Source organism: Shimia sagamensis, from assembly GCF_900182745.1.
In the GTDB taxonomy this organism is placed as follows: domain Bacteria; phylum Pseudomonadota; class Alphaproteobacteria; order Rhodobacterales; family Rhodobacteraceae; genus Shimia; species Shimia sagamensis.
The window spans coordinates 363,658-381,449 of record NZ_FXTY01000001.1 but is presented as its reverse complement, the minus strand read 5'-3'; the positions used below and the strand labels follow the sequence as shown (position 1 = coordinate 381,449).

Sequence of the window (17,792 nt, the reverse complement as noted above, 5' to 3'; positions counted from 1 at the left end):
TGATGCGCATTTTCACAAAGGCACGAGAGACGTGAGCCTGACAAAAACAGAAAAAATAGCCGTTTTGGGGCTGGGTTATGTAGGCCTGCCGCTGGCCTTGGGGTTGGCGCGCGCGGGCTTTGATGTGGTGGGGTTTGACACCAACACCACGCTGGTGGCGCGCCTGCTTGACGACCGCGACCCAAATGGCGAGGTTTCGTCTGAAACTTTGGCCAAAAGCACTGCGCTGTTTAGCCACGATGTGGATGATTTGGCGGGCTGCACCGCGTTCATTCTTGGCGTGCCAACGCCAATCACCGACGCCAAGGAGCCGGACCTTGGGCCGGTCTTGGGGGCGTGCAAAACAATTGCCCCCTATCTGACGTCCGGTGCGTTGGTTGTTTTGGAAAGCACGGTTTATCCGGGTGTGACCGAGGAGGTCTGTGGACCGGCGTTGGCAGAGGCCAGTGGTCTTGAGGTTGGCAAAGACATCAAGCTGGGCTATTCGCCGGAGCGGGTGAACCCCGGCGATGCAGAGCATTCGCTGGAACACGTGGTGAAAGTGGTGGCGGCGCAGGACGCTGAAACGCTGGACCGTGTGGATGCGATCTATCGCCCGGTGATCAAGGCGGGTCTGCATCGGGCCAGCTCAATCAAAACCGCAGAGGCGGCCAAAGTAATCGAGAACACCCAGCGGGATTTGAATATTGCGTTGGTGAACGAGTTCTCGCTGATCTTTTCGCGCATGGGTCTGGACACGTTGGAAGTGTTGGAGGCCGCTGGCACCAAATGGAACTTTCTGAAGTTCACGCCGGGTCTGGTGGGCGGGCACTGCATTGGCGTGGACCCTTACTACCTGACCTATCGCGCGGAGCAGTTGGGCTATCGTCCTGAGGTGATCCTTGCGGGCCGTCGCATCAACGACACTATGGGCCGCCATGTAGCGCAGGAGTTGATCAAAGGTCTGCTTGCCAAAGGCACCAATGCCTCCGGCGCCCGTGTGCTGGTGATGGGGCTGGCGTTTAAAGAAAACTGTGCGGACACACGCAACTCGCGCGTGGTGGATATTGTCGAAGAGTTGAAAAGCTACTCGGCAGATGTAGATGTCTGGGATCCTTGGGTGGATCCCGACGTTGTCGAGGCGGAATACGGGTTTTCGCTGATTGATCAGCCTCAGAATGCCACTTATGACGCGGTGGTCGTTGCCGTTGCGCATCGCCAGTTCCGCGAGATGGACAGTATGGCGATAAGAGCCCTCGGAAAGCCGGACGCTTTGCTTTACGATATCAAAGGGGTTTTGCCGAAGTCCGAGTCGGACTGGCGGCTGTAAGAGCGAGGCGGGTGACGTGTCCGAGGCGATTTCAATGACAGGTGATCTGGCGGCCAATGCGTCGCCACGCGTGCTGTTTTACAGCCACGACACCTATGGTCTGGGCCATCTGCGCCGTTCGCGCGCGCTGGCAACCGCGATCACACAAGCCGACAGCCGGATTTCCGCGTTGATCCTAACCGGGTCTCCTGTGGCGGGCCGATTCCCGTTTCCGGACAATGTCGACCACATTCGTCTGCCAGGTGTGACCAAGACGCCGGATGGCGACTATGAAAGCGAACGCCTTGGCCTGCATATTGATGAAACCACCGCGCTGCGGGCCGGTCTGATCAAAGCAACCGTGGAGCATTTTGATCCCGACATTCTGATTGTGGACAAGGAGCCCACTGGCTTTCGCGGCGAGCTGTTGCCCGCGCTGGAATGGCTTAAAGCCAAACGCAAAGCGCATTTGGTGCTTGGCCTGCGCGATGTTTTGGATGCGCCAAATGTCTTGGCTGCGGAATGGGATCGCAAAGGGGCCTTGGAGGCCGCAGAAAAATACTACGACGAGACATGGGTCTACGGGCTCCGCTCGATCTATGATCCGGTGGCTGGGCTTGACCTGTCTCAAAACTTCCGCTCACGGATGAAATACACCGGGTATTTGCATCGCGAGGCGCTGAGCGAAGGCGACACGCCGGAGCAGCCATATGTGTTGATCACGCCCGGTGGTGGCGGTGATGGCGCTGGCATGGTGGATTTGGTGCTTGCGGCTTATGAACAAGACCCGGACCTGTCTCCGCGCGCCATACTGGTCTACGGGCCTTTCCTAAGCGGGGACGTGCGGGCCGAGTTTGAAGAACGTGTGGCCAAGCTAAATGGACGGGTTCAGGCGGTTGGTTTTGAAAGTCGTATGGAAACCCTGATGAAAGGCGCTGCGGGCATTGTCTCAATGGGCGGCTACAATACCTTTTGCGAGGTGCTGTCGTTTGACAAACCTGTGGTGATTGTGCCGCGCACACGTCCACGCATGGAGCAACATATCCGTGCCAGCCGCGCCGAAAGCCTGGGCCTTGTGCGCATGCTGGATGAGAAACGTGACGGGTTCACCCCGCAGGCGATGATTGCTGCCATTCGCGCGCTGCCCGACCAACCAAAACCAAGCCACGCCTTTGTACCCGGTCTTCTTGATGGGTTGGACGTGGTGTCTGAACGTACTTTGGCAATGCTAGGTGTTGCCCGATCTCAAGGCGCTGCATGACTTCTGAAAGACCTAAAGTGGCGGTGGTGGTCAAAGGTTGGCCCCGCCTGTCAGAGACATTTATCGCGCAGGAAATTGTGGCCCTGGAAGAGACGGGATACGACCTGTCGATGTGGTCCTTGCGGTTCCCAACCGACAAGAAACGCCACCCGTTACATGAGCGCTTGCAAGCGCCGGTACATTATCTGCCAGAGTATCTGCATCAAGAGCCGCTGCGGGTTCTGAAAGGCGTGTTGGCAGGGCTGTTTAAGCCGCGTTTCTGGACCGCGGTTGGCGCTTGGCTGAAAGACCTGCGCCGCGACCTGACCCGCAACCGCCTGCGCCGTTTTGGGCAGGCCTGCGCGCTGGCACGGGAATTGCCGGACGACATTGACCTGCTCTATGCGCATTTCATGCACACGCCAGCCTCGGTGACCCGTTATGCGGCGATCATGCGCGATATGCCATGGTCAGTTTCGGCCCATGCCAAAGACATCTGGACCTCGCCTGAGTGGGAAAAACGCGAGAAGTTGCAGGAGAGTACCCATGGTGCCGCGTTCCTGGCGACCTGTACCAAAGTGGGCGCGGATCACTTGGCAGAGTTGGCGGATAAGGCGGACCGGGTGGAGCTGGTCTATCATGGCTTGGATCTGACCCGCTTTCCGGAGCCGCCCACCCAGCGGCGTGACGGTGAAAGTGTGCGCTTTCTGTCCGTAGGGCGTTTGGTGGAGAAGAAAGGTTTTGACCGTCTGATCTCTGCGCTGGCGTTGTTACCCAAGGATCTGGACTGGCATTGGGAGCACATTGGCGGTGGTGGTGATGGCAGCCTGCTGAAGGTTCAGGCAGAGACGCTGGGCGTTGCGGATCGGATTACCTGGCGTGGGGCTTGTGACCAGCCTGAGGTGATCGAGGCGATGCGCGTGTCGGACGTGTTTGTGCTGCCCAGCCGGATTGCCGAAGACGGTGATCGCGATGGGTTGCCAAATGTGCTGATGGAGGCGGCGAGCCAGAAGCTCTGCCTGTTGTCCACGCCGGTGTCGGCCATTCCGGAGTTCATCACCGACGGCGAACATGGCGTGTTGTCCAGCGATGCGCCGGAAGCACTGGCGGCCGCGATGGAGCGATTGGCGCGGGATGCGGGGCTACGGGAGCGCCTTACAGAGGCGGCTTATGGACGGCTGACGGCGCATTTCCTGATGCAGCCGGGCATTGCCCAGCTGGACGCGCGCCTACAAGCGGCTGCGGCGAAGGCCTAATCTCATGGGGCAGGTTGCATTCTACGCCCCACTCAAATCACCGCATCATCCGGTGCCATCTGGCGAGCGCCAGATGGCGCGCAATCTGATGCAGTTGCTGACACGGGATGGCGTTGCGCCGACGTTGGTGTCTGAGCTGCGCAGTTTTGACAAACGGGGCGATGCGGCGGTTCAAGCCGAGCTTTTGGCTCAGGCAGAGGCGGAGATACCGGCGTTGATCGCGCGCGGGCAAGCCGAGGGCTGGGGCGTCTGGACCACCTATCACAGCTACTACAAGGCACCGGACTTGCTGGGCCCAACTGTGAGCGCGGCTCTGAATATTCCATATGTGTCTTTTGAGGCGACGCGGGCGAACAAGCGTCTGGGCGGGCCTTGGGATGCTTTTGAGCAAAAGGCACAAGCAGCCTGTGATGCGGCAGACGTACTGTTTCATTTCACGGAACGGGACGCAGTGGCGCTGCGCGATCATCTGACGGACGGGCAGCAACTGGTGCATCTGCCACCGTTTTTGGCGCAGGAGGATTTGCCGACCCAAGCGCAGCCGGATGCGCCGATCGTTCTGGTGGCAGGTATGATGCGCAAGGGCGACAAGCTGGCGTCATACAACATCATCGCTGAGGCTTTGGGGCATCTGACTGGCGACTGGCAGGTCGAGATTGCTGGCGATGGGCCGTGTCGTGCGGATGTGGAAGCCCAGATGGCGCCATTTGGCGAGCGTGTGCAGTTCTTGGGCCAGCTGGACGCAGAAGGCATGGCCGCCGCGTACAGCCGCGCAGGTGTCTTTTTCTGGCCCGGCGTGAACGAAGCCTTTGGCATGGTCTATCTTGAGGCACAGGCACATGGCGTGCCGGTGGTGGCACAAGACCGCCCCGGCGTGCGCGATGTTGTGGCGTCAGCAGGGCTTGTGGCAGATGACACACCGGAGGCGCTTGCAGCGGCGCTTTGGTCGGTGTTGAATGACGCCGAAACCCACACGCAACGGGCGCAGGGCGCACGGGAGCTGGTGCAACAGCGCCACCTCCTGGAAGCGGCGCGGCGGACCGTGTGGGATGTGCTGAACCCATTGATGAAAGAGACATTATGATCCGATTGGCCATGCTGCGGCACGGACACACACATTGGAACCGCGCCGGACAAATTCAGGGACGCACGGACATTCCTTTGGACGATGAAGCGCGTGAAATCTTGGCGGAGTTCAAGCTGCCAGCGGGCTGGGAAAACACCAATCTGGTGGCGAGCCCATTGCTGCGCGCCCAAGAGACCGGCGAAATTGTGACTGGGCGTAAACCGGATGTGATTGACGCCTTGATCGAGATGGATTGGGGTGACTGGGAGGGCAAAAAGGGCGTGGAGCTCAAGGCCGATCCCAGCAACGGATTTCGCGATATTGAGCACTGGGGCTGGGACTATCAGCCACCCGGTGGGGAAAGCCCGCAAATGGTGTGGGACCGTCTGGCGCCGTGGCTGTTTGGCTTGCAGAGCGATTGCATTGCGGTTTGTCACATCGGCATTATGCGGATGATTTTGGCCAAGGCACACGGCTGGGATTTTGACGGACCCGCCTCTTTTGCTGTGAAGCGCAATCGGTTGTTTGTGGTGGAAATTGAGGGGGATACGGTTAAAGTCGCAGACCCTGATATTGTGCGGTTGGAAAGGCGCAACGCATGAAAGTTTTGATCGCTGTCACTCATCTTCTGGGCACCGGGCATCTTTCACGCGCGCTCACACTTGCCCGTGCCTTTACGCGGGATGGGCATGAAGCGGTGGTCCTGTCAGGTGGTATGCCTGCCCCCCACTTGGACAGCAAAGGTGTTGCGCTGGTGCAATTGCCGCCACTGGCATCAGATGGCGTGGATTTCACTAAATTGTTGACCGAATTGGGTGTTGAGGCGGATGCCGCCTACCGTGCAAAACGGCAAGCCATGATGGTGAAAGCGGTGGCAGACATGGCGCCGGATGTGGTGATCACCGAGCTGTTCCCCTTTGGGCGGCGCAGCCTGACGGCAGAGTTCGAGGCCCTATTGGAGGCTGCACACGCCTTGCCTCAGCGTGCGCTGGTTTTGGCTTCGGTGCGGGACATTCTGGCGCCGCCGTCCAAAGCAGCCAAGGCCGTTCGCGCGCGTGAGGTGGTCAAGCAGTATTACGATGGCATTCTGGTGCATGCAGATCCCGACTTGACCAAGCTGGACTTGAGCTGGCCCCTAACCAGCGATGTGACTGCGATGCTGCGCTACACAGGCTACGTGGCGCCAGCTGCGCCACAACAGCATCCGGACAATGTTGGCGCCGGTGAAATTGTGGTCAGCGCCGGTGGCGGCGCTGTGGGGCAGGCATTGTTTGAATGTGCGATCAAAGCCGCCAAGCGCAGCCCGTTGCGCTGGCGTCTGTTGGTGGGCGGCGCCAATGCCGAGGCGCGGATTGCGGCTCTCAAACAGTTGGCTGATGATCCAAGTATCACAATCGAACCGGTACGCTCCGATTTCCGACAGATGCTGCACCATGTGACCGCGTCGGTCAGTATGTGTGGCTACAACACCGCGCTCGACGTGCTGCAAACCGGAGTGCCAGCGGTGTTTGTGCCGTTTGATGACGGTGGTGAGGTTGAGCAAACCCTGCGCGCGCGGGCTTTGTCCAGTCAGCCCGGCATCGAAGTGCTCAGTGCCACAGACATGACGCCGCAGAGCCTGATGGCGGAGATCAAACGCGTCGCCTCTAAAGACCGCCGCAGCCCGTCTGGCCTACGGATGAATGGTGCCGCTGAAAGCGTGCGCATTGCGCACTCCATGCTGGCGGAGCTGCGCGGGTGATTGTGGACTGGACGCCTTTGCAAGCAGAGCTGGCGCAATGGCGTGCTGAGGGTTTGGAGTTGCCAATTTGGTGGCGCGATGATGACGCCATCGCGCCAACAGAGGCCCTTGATACGCTTACAGCATTGAGTGAGGCTGTTGGTGTGCCAGTGCATTTGGCTGTTATTCCCAAGGACGCAACCGACGAACTGGCGGGAAATATTGCTGAGTGTTTTGTGCCTGTCGTGCATGGTTGGGCGCATGTCAGCCATACGCCTGACGGAGTGAAGAATGCCGAGTTTGGGGCGGGGCGCCCTGCCGGCACGGCGCTGCAAGATGCCTCCGAAGGCCTTGTGCGGCTGAAAAGCCTGTTTGGCGACCGAGTTGCTCCGATGTTTGTGCCGCCGTGGAACCGGATAACACCGGAGATTGTTGCGGGATTGGCTGAGGCGGGATATGACGCGGTGTCGACCTATAATCCGCGCCAAACTGCGCTTGCCGCGCTAGGCGTGGCGCAGATCAACACCCATATCGATCCGATTTATTGGCGAGGGCACAGAGGCTTGGTCGAGGCGGAGACTTTGGTGTCTCAAGCCGTGACGCTGTTGCAAGACCGCCGCGCAGGCCTCACGGACAATCAAGAACCCTTGGGATATCTCACGCACCATCTTGTGCATGACGCCGATATCTGGGAGTTTTCGCGGCAGTTTTTGCTGGAAATTTGCGAGGGGCCGGTGCGGCTTTATCGCCACGACGGAAAGGGTATTTCATGAGCCGTTTGAACAGCATGATGCGCCGCCTTGCGGCACAAGCCGAAGGGCTGGAATGGGGTGCCACTATGGTGGACAGTCTTGAGGGAGATTTTCTGGACATGGGGCTGGGCAATGGCCGCACCTATGACCACATTCGCGAGATTGCGCCAGATCGCCGGATTTGGGTGATCGACCGCGCGTTGAACTGCCACCCTTCCTGTGTGCCACCTAAGGAAGATTTCCTGCAAGGTGAGGCAGAAGAGATGCTCAAGAAAATGGCCACCGATGGCACGAAAGTTGCCATGGCGCATTACGATTTTGGCTTTGGAGATAAGGCCAAAGACGTGGCCGAGGCGGCGCGCCTGTCTGCGTTCATCAAAGAGATCATGCTGGCCGGAGGTGTGCTTGTGTCTGGTCAGCCGCTGGTCGGCTTTGAGCAGGTGCGCGGGCCAACCACCGTGGCGCCAGAACGGTATTATTTCTACAGAACATAAAGAAGCGCCCGGTCAGTGACCGGGCGTTATCTTATTCAGCGGCAGGAAGCTTAAATTCGGCAGCTTCCGCGCGGCTCAGCATCGAGCCCATCTTGCGTTCTTTCAGAACCTCCCGCGCTTTGGCGTAAATCGGATCTTCCCAGAAAATCAAACAGCCGTTGCAGCCTTTGCCGCAGCAGCCTTCGGTGCCTTTGCGATTGGTTTTGAACCGCTTGGTGTTGGTGTCAGCTTCAATCGCCTCGACCAGCGCATCGCGGCGACGTTTGTAAGCGGTCTCACCGGTGCTGTCTTTGACTTCCATCGCCAGCGTGGTCTTGTCGAGTTGCAGGCGTTTCCACTGCTCTTCGGTCAGCGCACGCTCCTTGCGGATCACGGTCATGGGCGGGAAGTTGGTGCGCAGGTCGTCGATGTCTTCATGCTCAAACAGCGAGAATGGCAGGCGGATCACCGATTTGGTGGAGCCGTGGATGACCTCTTTGGTCTCGCCTGTTGCGGCGATCTCGTAGTCATAAGCGCGCAAAAGAATGGTGTTGCGGGCGATGGGCGAGACAATTTCCAGAACGTCACCGGGCTCTAGCTTGTTTTTCACTTCGACAAGGAAGGCGTCATCAGCAACATCGGTGACAAAGCCGGCATATTCCCATTGGGCAATCGCTTGGGTTTGCTCATAGCCATGGGCAAGATTGGTCAAACGGCCTTTGTGGAAGGCCAGCGTGTAGCCGCGGTTGCCCACGGTGCCCAGCTCTTCCATGTAGTCGGCGGCGTTCCAGTTCTCTGGATCGGCGTAGTAGTCATCAATTGCCATGCGGTACGCGCGGGCGACCACGGCGGCGTAATACTCCGATTTTCCGCGCCCTTCGACCTTGAGACTGTCCACGCCAATGCGCAGGTAGTCATCAAGCTTGGGCATCAGGCACAAGTCTTTGGAATTGAGGATATAGCTGCCACGTTCGTCTTCCTGAATCGGGAGGAATTCGCCGGGGCGCACGCCTTCCTCAAGCAGGAATTCAAACATATGCAGGTTGTCTTCGTCGACAATCAGTTCCTGCACGGTGCCGTCTTTTAGACGCATGTGGAACTTGTAGTTCCAGCGGCAGGAGTTGGCACAGTTGCCCTGGTTGGCGCCGCGCTCGGCCATGAAATTCGACAGTAAGCAGCGACCAGAATAGGTCATGCACATGGCGCCGTGCACAAAGGCTTCAAGCTTGATGTCGGGGCATTTCTCGCGAATCTCTTCGAGCTCAGGGAAGCTTACCTCGCGGGCCAGAACCACCAGATCGGCGCCTTGGGATTGCCAAAACTGCGTGGTGAGCCAGCTGGCGATATTGGCCTGTGTGGAGACATGCAACGGGATCTCTGGCGCGCGGTCTTTCACGTATTGGAACACGCCGGGGTCAGAGATGATCAACCCGTCGGGGTTCACTTGGCGGACGGTGTCGATGTACTCATCGAGCTTGGGAATGTCTTTGTTATGGCTGAACAAATTCAGCGTCAGGTAGGCACGGCGACCGTGCTCGTGGCAGAATTTCACGCCTTCGATCACATCAGCCAAAGAGAACTCTGACTTGGTGCGCAGGCTCATGTCGGGCGTGCCGAGATACACGGCATCAGCGCCATAGAGAACCGCCATTTTGAGTTTGCGGAGGTTGCCAGCTGGCATCAAAAGTTCGGATCTGTGTTGGGTCATCGCACGCGCTTTCCTGATCAGAGGGGCGTCATACACCGATCCCCGCTTTGGGGCAAATGGGGACGGATCGGCACATCTGCAATGCGTCGGTATTATGTCTGTATTGCGGAGGTGTGGATTTACGACAGAAAATCAGACAGGCCAGCCCACAAAAGACGCAGGGCAATCAGGATCAGAAGCACGTTGAGCACTTTGTGAAATCCGTGGTCACTCATGCGGCCAAGCACGTGTTTGCCAATCCACGTGCCTGCGGCTCCGCAAGCGATGAGACCGATAATGAACAGTGCCCAAGGCGCAAAACCAAATCCAAGCGCCGCAAACATCGCTACTTTGAGGCCGTGTTGCACGGTCATCAAGGCGGCGTGGGTGGCGACATGGGTGTGGCGGTCCAACTTCATGGTTTTCACGTAAGCCGCCACAAACGGGCCGGTGGCGCCAAAGAACATGGTCAGGAACGAAGAAAACGCCCCCGCACCAATCGGCCATTTGCCAATCCATGCCGGGGTTTTGCCAAGCACCACCCACAACAAGAACAGGCCAATGCCAATTTGAACGGTTGCCGGCGGTAGGCTCACCGCAACGCTGCCGCCAATCGCCACGCCAATCAGCGCGCCGAGGGTAAAGGCGGGCAAGGCGCTGCGCAGGATATGGCCGCGAAACATCGTGGCGCGCACGGCGTTGGACCCCAACTGCACCACGCCATGCACCGGGATCAGCGCGGCCGGGGGCAGGATGACTGCGGCCACAGCGAGGAAGACCGCCCCGCCACCAATGCCAAGCGCGGCGGTCATAAGCGAGGTGGCAAAGCTTACGCCCAACAGGAAAACTGCATGGGCCTGAGACAGGTCTGGCGGAAGGAGGTCAATCATGGCGCCACTATGCGGTGATTGATCGGAGGATCAAGTCTTTCACCCGATCCCCAACATCTCACGCGCTTCTGCCGGGCTGGCAATTCCTCGCCCTGCGTTGGTGGCGCAGGTGGCCAAAGCTTCAATCAATTGCCCATTGGAGCGCGTTTTGTCACCACTGGGCAGGTAAAACGTGTCCTCCACGCCAGTGCGCAACATGCCGCCAAGCTCTGCGGCCTTTTGATGGGTTGGCCAAATTTCGCTGCGGCCAATCAACGTGGCCTGCCAGAAGCTGCCTTCCAGCAGATACGGCATGAGAAACTCCAGAAGCTTGGGCTCCACCGGCATGCCGGACGCCACGCCCATCACCAGATTGTACTGTGCGCGGGTGGTCATGCCATTTTTCACATACATCGCCACCGAGCGCACAATACCCGTGTCAAAGCACTCAAGTTCGGGGAGCGTATTGGTCTCCGCCATCACATCCAGGTGGTCCTGGATTTTAGAAGGAGTGTTTTCAAACACCATCGGCGGCCAGGCCCACTCCCCATTGCTGCGCAGTTTGAGGTAGTTGAGCGATCCAGCGTTGCAGGCGGCGATTTCAGGTTTGAGCGCACGAAGACAGTCGAGTGCGCCAGAATAATCCGGGCCAACAACTCCGGTGGTGGCGTTGATCAGGATGTCGGGGCAGGCGTCGCGGATGGCATCAACAATCTCTCTGGCCACTTTCGGGTTCCAGCTTGGCAGGTGGGTTTTGCCTTTTTCCTGCTGGCGGAAGTGGATGTGGATCACGGCGGCGCCCGCGTCCATGGCTTCGCGTGCTGAAGCGGCGCATTGCGCGGGCGTGACCGGCACGGGGTGCTGTGTCGGATCGGTCAGAACGCCGTTGAGCGCACAGGTGAGAATGGCCTTGTCCATTTCAGCACTCCAGCTTGTGGCGGCTGCCCGGAGCGGGTGGTGTTTCGGCTGGGCCAGCAAAACATTGGGCGTTGGCCATCCAGGTTTGTGCAGCCGCGCCGTGGACCACGAGGCTGGTGTCACTCAGAGCGCGGGTTTGTGTGACCACTGCGGCGAAATCCAACGCGGACCCGGTGATGGCGCAGTTGTCGTCTTCGCCAAACGCCCACAACTCACCTGAGGGGGATGTCAGCGCGAGTTTGGGCATCGCTTCTGGTACCGGCAGGCCGTGCACCTGATGTGACCAGCCAAAGGTGTTTATGCCCAGCACCACAATGTTTTTGACCCGGTCGCTCTCAGCCCGACTTTTGCCAAGCGTGTCGAAGACTTCAAACCCATGTGCCCAGGTCTCCATTTGCCGGGCTGTCATGGAGGATCGCGCGGACATGGATGGGCCAACCCATGGCAGGCGGGTTTTTGGGTCTTTGTCGCGCCAGCGTGCGGCGATGTCGCGGGCCGTATGGATCCAGAGATCACGCAGTTCTGTTCCACGTTGTACAACGGTTTGATCTTCGAAGCCGCGCAAGGATCCAGTTTTTTTCAGGGATGCCAGTGCGGCACCCATGCGGTTCTTGAACGTGGTCACATCGCTGGCGGAAAGGTCCGCGCCGGTGTTCCAGAAATGCAGATGCACCACCACGTCTTCGATGGTCCAGCCTTTGAACTGAGTTTTGGCACGCAGGTCCGCATCCGACAATCCAGACAAGGCGTCATACAGGACTTCGGACTCGGTCAGAAAATCGTCAGCTTGGGTGAGGGTCATGATGGGTCTTCCATAGTCAGGATCAGTGCACCTTTGGTCAGCTGCTGGCCTGCTTCGGCGTGAAGGTCGACGACAATGCCATCAGCGGGCGCGCTCAATTGGTGTTGCATTTTCATGGCTTCGAGCACGGCGAGCGTATCACCCTTTGTGACGCTGTCGCCTGCCGAGATATTAAGCGCGACCAGCAGGCCCGGCATCGGCGCGGTTAGAGCGCCGGTTGAGGCGGCATCGGTTGTGTCCCAGGGCTGCGCTCGGGTGACGTGCAGATGGTGACCTGCGGTTTGCAAGTAGAGGCCACCGGTGTCATCGGCTGTATGGTGCGCTTGGGTGCGCAGTCCATCGATGCGGAGATCGGTCGAGATCGTGTGGGACCAGCCATCGCCAGCGCCAGCGACCGTGATGTGATCCGTGCCAACACCAGTGGCGGTGAGGTTGTGCGTGTCCCCGTCAATTGAGAGGTCCAGCGGGATGGGCAAGCCACCGTCGCTGGAAAACCCCAACAGGGATGTGTCTGATAGCAAGCTTTGTCGCTGTGCGGTTTGACTTTCGCTGCGCAGCAATTGCGCGGTCGCAAGGGCGATTGTTTTGGACGTGAGCGCGGGTTTGGATGGCCCATTGGGGTAGGTGTTATCTAGAAATGTGGTGCTGGCGGTGCCGGCTTTCACCTCTGGGTGATCCAGTAGACCACGCAGGAAGGGTAGGTTGGTGGTCACACCCAAGATCGCGGTGTTGTCGAGCGCCTGGATCAACTTGCGCAACGCCGCATCGCGGGTGTCCCCATAAGCAACGAGCTTGGCCAGCATGGGGTCATAAAAGGGAGAGACCGCGTCTCCGCTTTGCACGCCACGGTCCACGCGGATAGCGTTATCTATCTCAAATTGATGGATTTTTCCAATAGACGGCAGAAAGCCACTGGTGGGGTCTTCCGCATAAAGTCGGACTTCAATGGCGTGGCCTTGAAGCGTTACGTCCTCTTGAGACAGGGGAAGGGGCTTGCCTTGGGCGACGGCGAGTTGCAGCGCCACGAGGTCCAGACCGGTGACCATTTCGGTGACCGGATGCTCAACCTGAAGCCGGGTGTTCATCTCAAGGAAATAGAAATCCTTGCCGTTTTGATCGAGCAAGAACTCAACCGTGCCTGCGCCAACGTAGCCTACCGATTTTGCTACGGCGATGGCGGCCTTTTCCATACGCTTGCGTATGGTTTGCCCCATGCCGGGCGCGGGGGCTTCTTCGATCACCTTCTGATGGCGGCGCTGCACAGAGCAATCCCGTTCGCCCAAAGCAATGGTATTGCCCGCATGATCCGCAAAGACCTGAATTTCGATGTGGCGGGCGTTTTGCACCGCGCGCTCAAGGATCAAGGTGTCGTTGCCAAAAGCTGCGCTGGCCTCTGAGCGTGCCAAGGTGAGCGCCTCTGGCAGATCGTCTAGCGTGGTGACCAGCCGCATCCCTTTGCCGCCACCGCCAGCCGCCGCCTTAACCATAAGTGGCACACCGATGTCCTGCGCGTGAGACATTAGCGTCGCATCAGAACGGTCCGCGCCTTGATAGCCGGGCACACAAGGCACACCCGCTGCCAGCATATGGGCTTTGGCGATGGCCTTGTCGCCCATGATCTCGATGGATCCAGGTGATGGGCCAATAAAGGTGAGGCCAGCCTCCGCAACTGCGCGGGCGAAGGTCGCGTTTTCGGACAAAAAGCCATAGCCGGGATGGATCGCTCCCGCGCCGGAGGCTTTGGCGGCTGCTAGGATCGCGTCGATGTTGAGGTAGCTTTCGGCCGCTTGTGACGCGCCGATGTGATGTGCCTCATCTGCCATGGACACGTGCAGCGCGCGTGCGTCGGCCTTTGAGTACACCGCGACAGTACGCAGCCCGAGGTCTCGGGCGGTGCGGATGATGCGGCAGGCAATTTCGCCACGGTTGGCAATCAGCAGTGTGTCAAATGTTCTCATGCTCACATCCTCGCCACGCCAAAACTGTTGGGGTTGAGGTCGCGACGTCGCGCCTCGGCCACCGTGCCGAGGCAGAAAGCAATCACTTTGCGGCTGTCGCGCGGATCGATCACGCCGTGGTCGAGTATTTTTCCTGAGGTGAAAAACGGCGAGGATTGCGCGTCAAACAGCCCTTGGATGGCGGCTTCCTGTTTGGCCATACGGGCCTCATCGACCTCGACACCTTTGCGGGCAGCGCCAGCGCGGGCGACATGGCTCATGGTTTTCGCAGCCTGTGCGCCCCCCATCACGCCAGAGCGGGAGGTCGGCCAGGCAAACAGGAAATCCGGCTGATACGCGATGCCGCACATACCGTAGTTGCCCGCGCCAAAACTGGCCCCACAGTAGAGCGTGATCTTGGGTACGCGGGCGTTGGACACGGCTTGGATCATCTTGGAGCCGTGTTTGATCATCCCGGCCTGTTCATACGCCGTGCCCACCATGTAGCCGGTGGTGTTGTTGAGGAAGACAAGCGGGGTTCCCGCCTGATCACAGGCCTGAATGAAATGGGTCGCTTTGTTGGCTCCAGCGGGATCGATTGGGCCGTTGTTGGCGAGAATGCCGACGGTGTGGCCGTGGATTTGTGCCTGAATGCAGAGTGTGGCGGGGCCAAAATCCAGCTTAAATTCGTCAAAATCGGAGCTGTCCACAAGCCGGGCAACCAGTTCGCGCGCATCATAAGGCGTGGACCAGTCGGCGGGCACCACGCCGGCGATTTCCTCTACGTCAAAGCGCGGTTCGTCAAAGCTGCGCGCAGGAGGCTGGACCATGTCGCGGTTCCAATCCAGACGCGCCATCACGCGTCGGGCCAGTGCGATGGCGTGCCCGTCGTCTTCGGCGAGGTATTCCACCAGACCGGAGGTGGTCGCGTGCATCTCTGTGCCGCCAAGGTCGGCATCTTTCGCCACCTCGCCAGTCGCGGCATGCACCAGCGCGGCACCTGCGAGTGCCGCCATGCCGTTTTTCTTCACGCCAATCACGTAGTCTGACAGGCCGGGCATATAGGCCCCACCTGCGGTGGAGGGGCCGTGCAAAACCGCAATCGTGGGCAGGCCCGCCGCAGACAGGCGGGCAAGATTGCGGAACACACCGCCACCCAAGGCCCAGTCTTCCACGCGGTAATTCATTAGGTTGGCACCGGCGCTTTCCACCAGATGCACAAAGGGCAGCTTCTGGCGCAGGGCGATGTCTTGGGCCGATAACATCGCTTGCAAAGACATGGGGGAGAGGGCCCCGGCGTTGATACCGCTGTCATCCACCAGAATCATGCTGCGCACACCAGACACAAAGCCAATCCCCATCAGGAAAGTGCTGCCCGGCAGGGATTTTTCGGGATCGTCGCTGTCTTGCAAGTATCCAGCAAGGCTATGCAGTCGCAAGAAAGGCAGGCCTGGATCGAGCAGTTGAGCAAGCCGTTCACGTGGCGTGATTTGTCCACGCGCTGCAAAACGCTCGCGGCGTTGTTCGGATTTCTCGGCCGTGCGATTTTCGAGCGTGCGCAGCTCCGCAACAGCGTTCAACATGGCGTCTCGGTTTTCCCCAAACGCAGGCGCGTTGGGCGTGATCTGTGTCTCAAAAGACATGGGGGCTCCTCCTCCTGAGCGGTCCCGATGGATGCGACCACTGTGGGCCGGAGGGGTAAGCGCATCAAGAGAGTGTGAATGTGACGCTGCGGCCTATGCTTGTCGTTGCAGCCAGAGAGGCGTAAGATTGGCACCATGCAAACTGTTGATCTGCAAGAAGATATCAATGTCGTTTCCGGTTGTGGCCCGCTTAAGGTCTGGTCGGTTGTGGTCACCATTTTGGGGGACCTGCTTCAGAGCGAAGAGGCCTGGCTGTCTGGGCCGGTGCTGGACGCTTTGGTTGGTCGGCTGGGCATCAACAATCAGGCGCTGCGGGTTGCGGTACACCGGTTGCGCCGTGATGGCTGGATCATTTCGGAAAAACGCGGGCGTTTGTCTGCGCATAAACTGACCCCAAAAGGTTGGGATGAAACTGAGGCGGTGCGGGCGCAAATTTATGGGTTCGCAGAGGCCACAGAGGTTGTCTGGCTGGCGGTTGGCGGGCCAAGTTTGACCGCGGCGGAATTTCTTGAAACGCTGCCAGCGCAGGCGGTGTCCTTGTCTGCACGCAGCGCTTTGGTGGCAGGATCGGTGCGGTCCAACGAAGACGTATTGCTCAGCCGCTTTGCACCGGAGCGCTTGCCGAAATGGGCGGTGGCCGCATTGATTCCCGATGAGATGTCAGCAGAATACAACGCTTTGTCGACGGCGGTAGAGTACGTGCTGGCCCATACCACACCCGAGGGGATTCTGGATCGAGCGGCATTGCGTTTGGTGATTTTGCATCACTGGCGGCGGTTGCGGTTGCGCCATGGCGAAGTGCAAGACGCGGTGTTGCCATCTGATTGGTCGGGCGCAAGGGCGCAACGGCTGGTGATGCAGGCATTGACGCGGTTGGGGCGGCCCGATGTGGCAGAGCTTGAGCGGCAAGTGGGGCTGGGCTAGGCTTCTATAAAATGGGTTGAGGCAACAAAATTGGGCAGGATGATCCGGTTTTTGACGGACTTGAGGGATGGCGGGGTGCGTATCGCATGACCGTTTTGGGCGCGCCTGACCTCCGGGTCGAGCCCCAGGACGGGCGTGCAGTGGTGCACGTGTCCGGTGCTTTGCTGACAGCCTATTTGGCCGATATCGAAGCGGCGTTTGCGCAAGCCGCGCCCGCTGAAAAGCACGTGCAAATTGATCTGACGGACGTGCCGGCCTTTGACACCGGCGGCGCGTGGCTAGTGTCGCAACTGCGCAGGCGGTTGCAGCAAGGCGGCGCAGAGGTGCAGATTGCGGGTGCGGTTGATCACTTGGCGCTACTTGAAACCGTCACAACGGCCACGCCAGAAGTGACACCTCAGGACCTGCCCGAACACGGACGCTTGGAGTGGGTGGCCAACATTGGGCGCAACCTGGTGTTTGGCTGGCAGGACGCGCTATCGCTGGTGAGTTTTCTGGGCCAAACCCTTGTCGGTTTGGCGGATATAATTGTGCGACCACATAAAGTTCGCTGGGCCAGTTTGGTCACGCATATGCAAGACGTGGGGTTTAACGCGGTGCCAATCATTGCCCTTATGGGGTTCTTGATTGGTGTTGTGTTGGGCTTTCAAGGCGCAAGCCAATTGCAGCAGTTTGGCGCCGAGGTCTTTGTGGTTGAGCTGATTGGTATTTCGGTGCTGCGCGAGCTGGGCATTTTGTTGACCGCCATCATTGTGGCCGGTCGTTCGGGGTCGGCTTTCACCGCCTCGGTTGGATCAATGAAGGTGCAGCAGGAAATAGATGCGATGCAGACGCTTGGCCTTGATCCTGTGCGGGTGCTGGTGGTGCCGCGCGTGCTGGCGTTATTGATCATGCTGCCGCTATTGGGATTTGTGGCCAATCTGTTTGGCCTGTTTGGCGGTGCGTTGATGAGCTGGGTCAGCTTGGATGTGAACCCCGGCATGTTTGTCACGCGTCTACATGACAACATTGCTGTGAAACACCTGCTGGTCGGCATGGTGAAAGCACCGTTCTTTGCGCTGGTGATTGGGGTGGTCGCCTGTTGGCAGGCTTTCCAAGTTCAGGGCAGCTCCACCAGTGTGGGCAAGCGCACCACCTCTAGCGTGGTGCAGGGTATCTTTCTTGTGATCGCGCTGGATGCGCTTTTCTCGATCTTTTTCGCGCAGTTGGGGGTGTGA

The 17,792-nt window shown here is 59.2% G+C and carries 16 protein-coding genes; 10 read left to right on the top strand and 6 right to left on the bottom strand.

Going from position 1 to position 17,792, the window contains the following annotated elements; translation table 11 throughout:
- Window positions 1-37 precede the first annotated feature (37 nt).
- The 8 genes from QOL67_RS01735 to QOL67_RS01700 are packed head-to-tail and all read left to right on the top strand — an operon-like array spanning window position 38 to window position 7,816.
- Entirely contained in the window at window positions 38-1,309 is a 1,272-nt protein-coding gene (locus QOL67_RS01735; protein WP_283424759.1) for a nucleotide sugar dehydrogenase, read from the top strand.
- 34 nt (window positions 1,310-1,343) lie between these two features.
- Window positions 1,344-2,549 carry a glycosyltransferase family protein gene (locus QOL67_RS01730; RefSeq protein WP_283424213.1) on the top strand — a complete coding sequence of 402 codons (1,206 nt, stop codon included), beginning with the start codon at window positions 1,344-1,346 and terminating at the stop codon, window positions 2,547-2,549.
- Window positions 2,546-3,784, top strand: coding sequence for a glycosyltransferase family 4 protein (locus QOL67_RS01725; protein ID WP_283424212.1), 1,239 nt, complete (start codon window positions 2,546-2,548; stop codon window positions 3,782-3,784). Before QOL67_RS01730 ends, QOL67_RS01725 begins: the two co-directional genes overlap by 4 nt.
- 4 nt (window positions 3,785-3,788) lie before the next feature.
- The gene (locus tag QOL67_RS01720; protein ID WP_283424211.1) at window positions 3,789-4,868 is read left to right on the top strand and encodes a glycosyltransferase family 4 protein; all 1,080 of its coding nucleotides are present in this window, start codon (window positions 3,789-3,791) and stop codon (window positions 4,866-4,868) included.
- Window positions 4,865-5,452, top strand: coding sequence for a histidine phosphatase family protein (locus QOL67_RS01715; RefSeq protein ID WP_283424210.1), 588 nt, complete (start codon window positions 4,865-4,867; stop codon window positions 5,450-5,452). Before QOL67_RS01720 ends, QOL67_RS01715 begins: the two co-directional genes overlap by 4 nt.
- Window positions 5,449-6,591, top strand: coding sequence for a glycosyltransferase family protein (locus QOL67_RS01710; RefSeq protein WP_283424209.1), 1,143 nt, complete (start codon window positions 5,449-5,451; stop codon window positions 6,589-6,591). Before QOL67_RS01715 ends, QOL67_RS01710 begins: the two co-directional genes overlap by 4 nt.
- Window positions 6,588-7,343 carry a polysaccharide deacetylase family protein gene (locus QOL67_RS01705; RefSeq protein ID WP_283424208.1) on the top strand — a complete coding sequence of 252 codons (756 nt, stop codon included), beginning with the start codon at window positions 6,588-6,590 and terminating at the stop codon, window positions 7,341-7,343. Before QOL67_RS01710 ends, QOL67_RS01705 begins: the two co-directional genes overlap by 4 nt.
- Window positions 7,340-7,816: a class I SAM-dependent methyltransferase gene (locus tag QOL67_RS01700; RefSeq protein WP_283424207.1), complete on the top strand. Its 477-nt coding sequence runs from the start codon at window positions 7,340-7,342 to the stop codon at window positions 7,814-7,816. Before QOL67_RS01705 ends, QOL67_RS01700 begins: the two co-directional genes overlap by 4 nt.
- Before the next feature lie 31 nt (window positions 7,817-7,847).
- Here QOL67_RS01700 and QOL67_RS01695 read toward each other — a convergent pair whose 3' ends face one another.
- From QOL67_RS01695 to QOL67_RS01670, 6 genes are all read right to left on the bottom strand, one after another.
- Window positions 7,848-9,503, bottom strand: coding sequence for a U32 family peptidase (locus QOL67_RS01695; RefSeq protein WP_283424206.1), 1,656 nt, complete (start codon window positions 9,501-9,503; stop codon window positions 7,848-7,850).
- Between the two features lie 119 nt (window positions 9,504-9,622).
- Window positions 9,623-10,372 carry a sulfite exporter TauE/SafE family protein gene (locus QOL67_RS01690; RefSeq protein ID WP_283424205.1) on the bottom strand — a complete coding sequence of 250 codons (750 nt, stop codon included), beginning with the start codon at window positions 10,370-10,372 and terminating at the stop codon, window positions 9,623-9,625.
- Between the two features lie 39 nt (window positions 10,373-10,411).
- Window positions 10,412-11,269, bottom strand: a complete 858-nt coding sequence (locus tag QOL67_RS01685; RefSeq protein ID WP_283424204.1) for a beta-keto acid cleavage family enzyme — start codon at window positions 11,267-11,269, stop codon at window positions 10,412-10,414.
- 1 nt (window position 11,270) lies between these two features.
- Window positions 11,271-12,071 carry a TIGR03084 family metal-binding protein gene (locus QOL67_RS01680; RefSeq protein ID WP_283424203.1) on the bottom strand — a complete coding sequence of 267 codons (801 nt, stop codon included), beginning with the start codon at window positions 12,069-12,071 and terminating at the stop codon, window positions 11,271-11,273.
- Window positions 12,068-14,029: an acetyl/propionyl/methylcrotonyl-CoA carboxylase subunit alpha gene (locus QOL67_RS01675; RefSeq protein WP_283424202.1), complete on the bottom strand. Its 1,962-nt coding sequence runs from the start codon at window positions 14,027-14,029 to the stop codon at window positions 12,068-12,070. Before QOL67_RS01675 ends, QOL67_RS01680 begins: the two co-directional genes overlap by 4 nt.
- A gap of 2 nt (window positions 14,030-14,031) precedes the next feature.
- On the bottom strand, window positions 14,032-15,651 hold the full coding sequence (locus QOL67_RS01670; RefSeq protein WP_283424201.1) for an acyl-CoA carboxylase subunit beta: 1,620 nt from the start codon (window positions 15,649-15,651) through the stop codon (window positions 14,032-14,034).
- Window positions 15,652-15,786: 135 nt separating this feature from the next.
- Here QOL67_RS01670 and QOL67_RS01665 point away from each other — a divergent pair, with 135 nt between their 5' ends.
- The gene (locus QOL67_RS01665) at window positions 15,787-16,575 is read left to right on the top strand and encodes a PaaX family transcriptional regulator C-terminal domain-containing protein (protein WP_283424200.1); all 789 of its coding nucleotides are present in this window, start codon (window positions 15,787-15,789) and stop codon (window positions 16,573-16,575) included.
- Between the two features lie 86 nt (window positions 16,576-16,661).
- On the top strand, window positions 16,662-17,792 hold the full coding sequence (locus QOL67_RS01660) for an MlaE family ABC transporter permease (protein WP_283424199.1): 1,131 nt from the start codon (window positions 16,662-16,664) through the stop codon (window positions 17,790-17,792).

What these genes read in the sequence shown, in the direction of transcription:
- QOL67_RS01730 (WP_283424213.1), top strand. Translation starts at nt 1,344, where the DNA reads ATGACAGGTGATCTGGCGGCCAATGCGTCGCCACGCGTGCTGTTTTAC.
- QOL67_RS01725 (WP_283424212.1), top strand. Translation starts at nt 2,546, where the DNA reads ATGACTTCTGAAAGACCTAAAGTGGCGGTGGTGGTCAAAGGTTGGCCC.
- QOL67_RS01720 (WP_283424211.1), top strand. Translation starts at nt 3,789, where the DNA reads ATGGGGCAGGTTGCATTCTACGCCCCACTCAAATCACCGCATCATCCG.
- QOL67_RS01715 (WP_283424210.1), top strand. Translation starts at nt 4,865, where the DNA reads ATGATCCGATTGGCCATGCTGCGGCACGGACACACACATTGGAACCGC.
- QOL67_RS01710 (WP_283424209.1), top strand. Translation starts at nt 5,449, where the DNA reads ATGAAAGTTTTGATCGCTGTCACTCATCTTCTGGGCACCGGGCATCTT.
- QOL67_RS01700 (WP_283424207.1), top strand. Translation starts at nt 7,340, where the DNA reads ATGAGCCGTTTGAACAGCATGATGCGCCGCCTTGCGGCACAAGCCGAA.
- QOL67_RS01695 (WP_283424206.1), bottom strand. Translation starts at nt 9,503, where the DNA reads ATGACCCAACACAGATCCGAACTTTTGATGCCAGCTGGCAACCTCCGC.
- QOL67_RS01690 (WP_283424205.1), bottom strand. Translation starts at nt 10,372, where the DNA reads ATGATTGACCTCCTTCCGCCAGACCTGTCTCAGGCCCATGCAGTTTTC.
- QOL67_RS01685 (WP_283424204.1), bottom strand. Translation starts at nt 11,269, where the DNA reads ATGGACAAGGCCATTCTCACCTGTGCGCTCAACGGCGTTCTGACCGAT.
- QOL67_RS01680 (WP_283424203.1), bottom strand. Translation starts at nt 12,071, where the DNA reads ATGACCCTCACCCAAGCTGACGATTTTCTGACCGAGTCCGAAGTCCTG.
- QOL67_RS01675 (WP_283424202.1), bottom strand. Translation starts at nt 14,029, where the DNA reads ATGAGAACATTTGACACACTGCTGATTGCCAACCGTGGCGAAATTGCC.
- QOL67_RS01670 (WP_283424201.1), bottom strand. Translation starts at nt 15,651, where the DNA reads ATGTCTTTTGAGACACAGATCACGCCCAACGCGCCTGCGTTTGGGGAA.
- QOL67_RS01665 (WP_283424200.1), top strand. Translation starts at nt 15,787, where the DNA reads ATGCAAACTGTTGATCTGCAAGAAGATATCAATGTCGTTTCCGGTTGT.
- QOL67_RS01660 (WP_283424199.1), top strand. Translation starts at nt 16,662, where the DNA reads ATGACCGTTTTGGGCGCGCCTGACCTCCGGGTCGAGCCCCAGGACGGG.